The sequence below is a fragment of the Candidatus Culexarchaeum yellowstonense genome, from assembly GCF_024707025.1.
Classification (GTDB): domain Archaea; phylum Thermoproteota; class Methanomethylicia; order Culexarchaeales; family Culexarchaeaceae; genus Culexarchaeum.
Genome location: NZ_JANGFQ010000159.1, coordinates 1 through 4,318, shown reverse-complemented (window position 1 = coordinate 4,318; position 4,318 = coordinate 1). Strand labels below are relative to the sequence as shown.

The 4,318-nt window shown below is 38.9% G+C and carries 3 protein-coding genes; 2 read left to right on the top strand and 1 reads right to left on the bottom strand.

Annotated elements, in window-relative coordinates; all coding sequences use genetic code 11:
• Both MRT15_RS10155 and MRT15_RS10150 read left to right on the top strand, forming a co-directional pair.
• Positions 1-995, top strand: a 995-nt coding sequence (locus MRT15_RS10155; RefSeq protein WP_304329982.1) for an ABC transporter ATP-binding protein, incomplete at its 5' end; no start/stop codon positions are given.
• 50 nt (positions 996-1,045) lie between these two features.
• Positions 1,046-3,175, top strand: a complete 2,130-nt coding sequence (locus tag MRT15_RS10150; RefSeq protein ID WP_304329981.1) for a metallophosphoesterase — start codon at positions 1,046-1,048, stop codon at positions 3,173-3,175.
• Between the two features lie 3 nt (positions 3,176-3,178).
• Here the strand turns inward: MRT15_RS10150 and MRT15_RS10145 are convergent.
• On the bottom strand, positions 3,179-4,318 hold a 1,140-nt coding region (locus tag MRT15_RS10145), incomplete at its 5' end, for a CaiB/BaiF CoA-transferase family protein (RefSeq protein ID WP_304329980.1).

Below are 4,318 nucleotides of genomic sequence, written 5' to 3'. Positions count from 1 at the left end.
TACTTGAGGGGGAATTCTTCACAATTCTAGGTCCAAGTGGGTGTGGTAAAACTACAACTTTACGTATCATTGCTGGTTTGGAGCGTGTGGATTCTGGTAGAGTTCTATTTAATGATGTTGATGTAACCAATACACCCCCCTATCTCCGTGGGACTGGTATGGTTTTCCAGAATTATGCTTTATGGCCTCACATGACAGTTTTTGATAATGTAGCATTTGGTTTGAAGATTAGGAAGGTGGGTAAGGATGAGATTAGGAGGAGGGTTAAGGAGGTTTTAGAGCTTGTTAAATTGTCTGGTTTGGAGGATAGGTATCCACATCAGCTTTCTGGAGGTCAGCAGCAACGTGTAGCTTTGGCTAGAGCTCTAGTCATAGAGCCTAAAGTTCTCTTGCTTGATGAGCCTTTAAGCAATCTTGATGCTAAACTTAGAGTTGAGATGCGTGGTGAATTGAAATCTCTGCAGAGGAGGCTTAAAATAACAACAATATATGTCACCCATGATCAAGATGAGGCATTGACATTGTCGGATAGGATTGCAATTATGAATAATGGTAGAATACTACAGGTTTCAACACCAATTGACATCTATAATAAGCCTAGAGACTTATTTGTTGCATCATTTATTGGTAAATGTACTGTGCTGATTGGTGTGGTTCAGAATCGTAGTGATGGCTATCTTGAGGTTAAATGTGATGATATGGTTTTGTGGGGTGTTCCAGCATATGAGGATTTAAACATCAATGTTGGTAGTAGGGTGGCATGTATACTTAGACCTGAAAGTTTTAAGCTTGAGGCATCAGCTTCGGATAATGTTTTTGATGGTTATGTTAAGCATGTATCATTTTATGGTTCACGTAATGAAGTTAGGGTTGCAGTGAAATCTAGTGAGTTAATAGCATCCTTTGATTCCAGTGTGAATATTGATGTGAATAAGCCAATTAAGATTGCTATACCGAGGGATAGGGTTATAGTCATACCATACCATGATACTTAACGTTTTTAAATTAATTCCCTCCTAATCTATTACCGATTGTTATGGGTGATGTGAGGTTTGGGAGAGTTCATTTGCTCCTCATAGTTGTGCTATTCTCCATATGCATACTTCCATCAGCCACAATATCCCAGCCTATGGTGGTAACAGACCCCATAAAGTATCCCCTCCCATCGTGGCCTGCTTTATGTGTTTTGAATGGCTCCTTTAAGGTTGTGATTAGAGCTCCAAGCTCTGCAACGAAATGGCTCTTCTCAATAACTCATAATACGGTAAACGTTAAATATGACATTGAATCATTCAATGGCTTTTATAATTCAAGTAGTGGGCTTTGGACATTTTATCTGCAAGTACCTTCAAATGCTCTTGAGGGGTTGTATTCACTCAGAGTTTCATATGTTGCTGATGGTGCAAGTTACGTTTACACTCAACCGAAGTGTGTGTATGTTTTCAAGACTTATCCAGGGTACTTGTTGATTGCACATGTGAGCGATACACATTTACCCTATGGTGCTGATGTTATTGCGAGAGCCATATATGAGCTTAACCTCATTAGACCCACTATAATTGTGCATACAGGGGATCTTGTTGATATAGGTGTAATTGCTTCCGCTTGGAATTATGCTTGGTCAATAATATTCAATGGTTCCTCTAAAATCCCAATTCTAGTTATTCCGGGTAATCATGATCATTCAGGTGATGATGCTGCAAACTATCAGAGGTATTGTGGTCCACTATACTATAATCTGAGTTTTGGGAATTTCCACTTCATTGCCATGGATACTCGTGAATTAGGTTATGTTGATATTGATCAACTTAGATTTGCTGAGAATGTTTTGAAGAAGATTGGCATTAATGATGTTAAGATCATGCTTATACATCACCCAATCTTTGGAAGTGGATTCATGGTTAGTGGTTCTTGGCAAAACATCAATGCTCTAAGGAGCTACCTATACTACACTTGGGATAGTAATTTGAATGTTGCATCGGAATTTCTTAGACTTGTGGAGCAGTACAATGTTAATTTAGTTTTAGCTGGACATATACATAGAGAGCAATTCAACATTTACAATGGTAAATATGTTTTTGAGACCAATGCTCCAGCAGGAGGGTCTTTGCCATCAGGTGTTTACTGGTCTTATAGGTTAGTGAATGTTAGTGGTGATGGTAAGATTAACGTTTTGAGTGTTGGAGGTAAGGAGCCTCAAAATTCGCCATCCTCCTACCCAATTGGCTCATTAATATACTATTATGCTCCCAGGAATGATGGCTCCACAAAATCTTCATCAATAAAGATCTATAACAATCTAGATGCAACTATAAATCCACTTGTGGAATTCATTGTTGATGGCTCCATACCTGTAAGCAGTTATAGATTCTATCCAATAACTCCAAAAGATTACTCTGTAACCAGCGTTGGTGGTGTGCATATAGTTAGCTTTAGGGTGAGCATCCCTGCTAAGACAGTTTACTCCATAACATTCACAGCTATTAATGAAACTGTTAAACCAATTATTTCAGTTGATGTCGTTAAGAGTGATGGTGGCTTGGTATTCAATGTTAATGCCACTGATTCCGGTGTGGGTGTTAAGCGTGTTGGTTTGAATTATCAATTCACGTTTTCCGATGGTTCTAAGAGTTCATGGTATAATGTTAATGATATTCCACCGAAAATTGTTGCCAATAGGGATCAGATAATCTACTCTTACAGTTCACTGCTTTACACGTATACGTTGAGTCTTCCAAGTAATGTTCAAAGCGTCTCATACTCACTTATAGCCGAGGATTTCCTTGGAAATGTGGGATACTTTAATGGTACATTCACCGTTTCAGTGCCAAAGCAATACACGTTGACTATTGATTCATCTCCAATTAGTGGGGTTCAATTTACATTGTCAGGCTCCACATATACCACTAAGTTCTCCAAATCCCTCCTTGCTGGAAATTATACCTTGAGCTTCCCAACTGAGGTTAATGTTGGTGGAGTTAAGTATGTTTTTAGTGGTTGGAGTGATGGATTTAGCAGTTCAACTAGAACTATAACCTTAAATTCCGATATCAGTTTAACTGTTTACTACAAGGCTGAAGTTCCTCCACAAACGCCATCATACTGGATCTACATTGCAATTGCATCCTTATTGGCATTGATGGTAATTATTGTTGTGATATATAGGCGTAGGTGAATGTTATATAGCCCCCTTCCTCTTTAACTCTAAAATTTCCTCCTTTTTATACCCCAATAATTTCATTAGCACTTCTTCTGTGTGTTGACCTAGCATTGGTGGTGGCTCCTCAACTTTTAATGTGGTTTTAGCATATTTTATTGGTATTCCGAGTTGCTTTAGTTTCCCAATTTTTGGATGATTTACTTCAACTACCATTTCCCTATGCAAGATTTGTGGGTCGCTTAGTATTTCGCTAACTTCATTTACTGGTGCGCATGGAACTTCATTCTCCATGAATATCTTTATCCAGTAATCTCTACTATTACCCTTAAATATCCTGTTTAGTTCCTCCAATAATTCATCTCTATTCCTAACTCTATCCGGATTTGTTGCATACCTCTTATCATCCATTAAATCTTCTCTCCCAATTGCTTTACACATCCTTCTCCAAATATCATCATTACCCACTGCTAGTGCAAACCATTTCCCATCTTTATCTTGGAAGCATTGGTATGGTACTATGCTTGGGTGTGCTGAACCCATCCTCTTGGGGTTTACTCCTGTGGCGAAGTAGTTCATTGCCATATATGTTAACCATGATACCCCAGTATCCAGTAATGATATGTCTATCCTCTCACCAACGCCAGTTTTATCCCTCCTATATAGTGCTGCTATTATGGCTATTGCTGCATACATTGCTGCACCAATATCGAATAGTGCAACTCCTATTCTAACTGGAGGCCTTCCCTCCTCGCCAGTTATGCTCATGAATCCAGACATTGCTTGTATTAGTAGGTCGTATGCTGGGTAATCTTTGTATGGTCCAGTTTGCCCAAATCCACTTATCGAACAATAAATTATTTTAGGGTTTATCTTGCTAATTGTCTCATAATCTATTTTAAGTCTTTCAGCAACTCCTGGTCTAAAGTTTTCAATGAATACATCGCTCTTCTCAGCTAACCCATATATTATCTTTAATCCATCTGGATGCTTCAAGTTTACCGTTATGCTCTTCTTATTCCTATTTACCGATAGGTAGTATGCTGCCTCCCCATCTATGAATGGGGGACCCCAACTCCTCGTATCATCCCCCTTCAATGGCTCCTCAACCTTTATCACTTCAGCCCCTAAATCTCCAAGTATCATTGTGCAGAATGGACC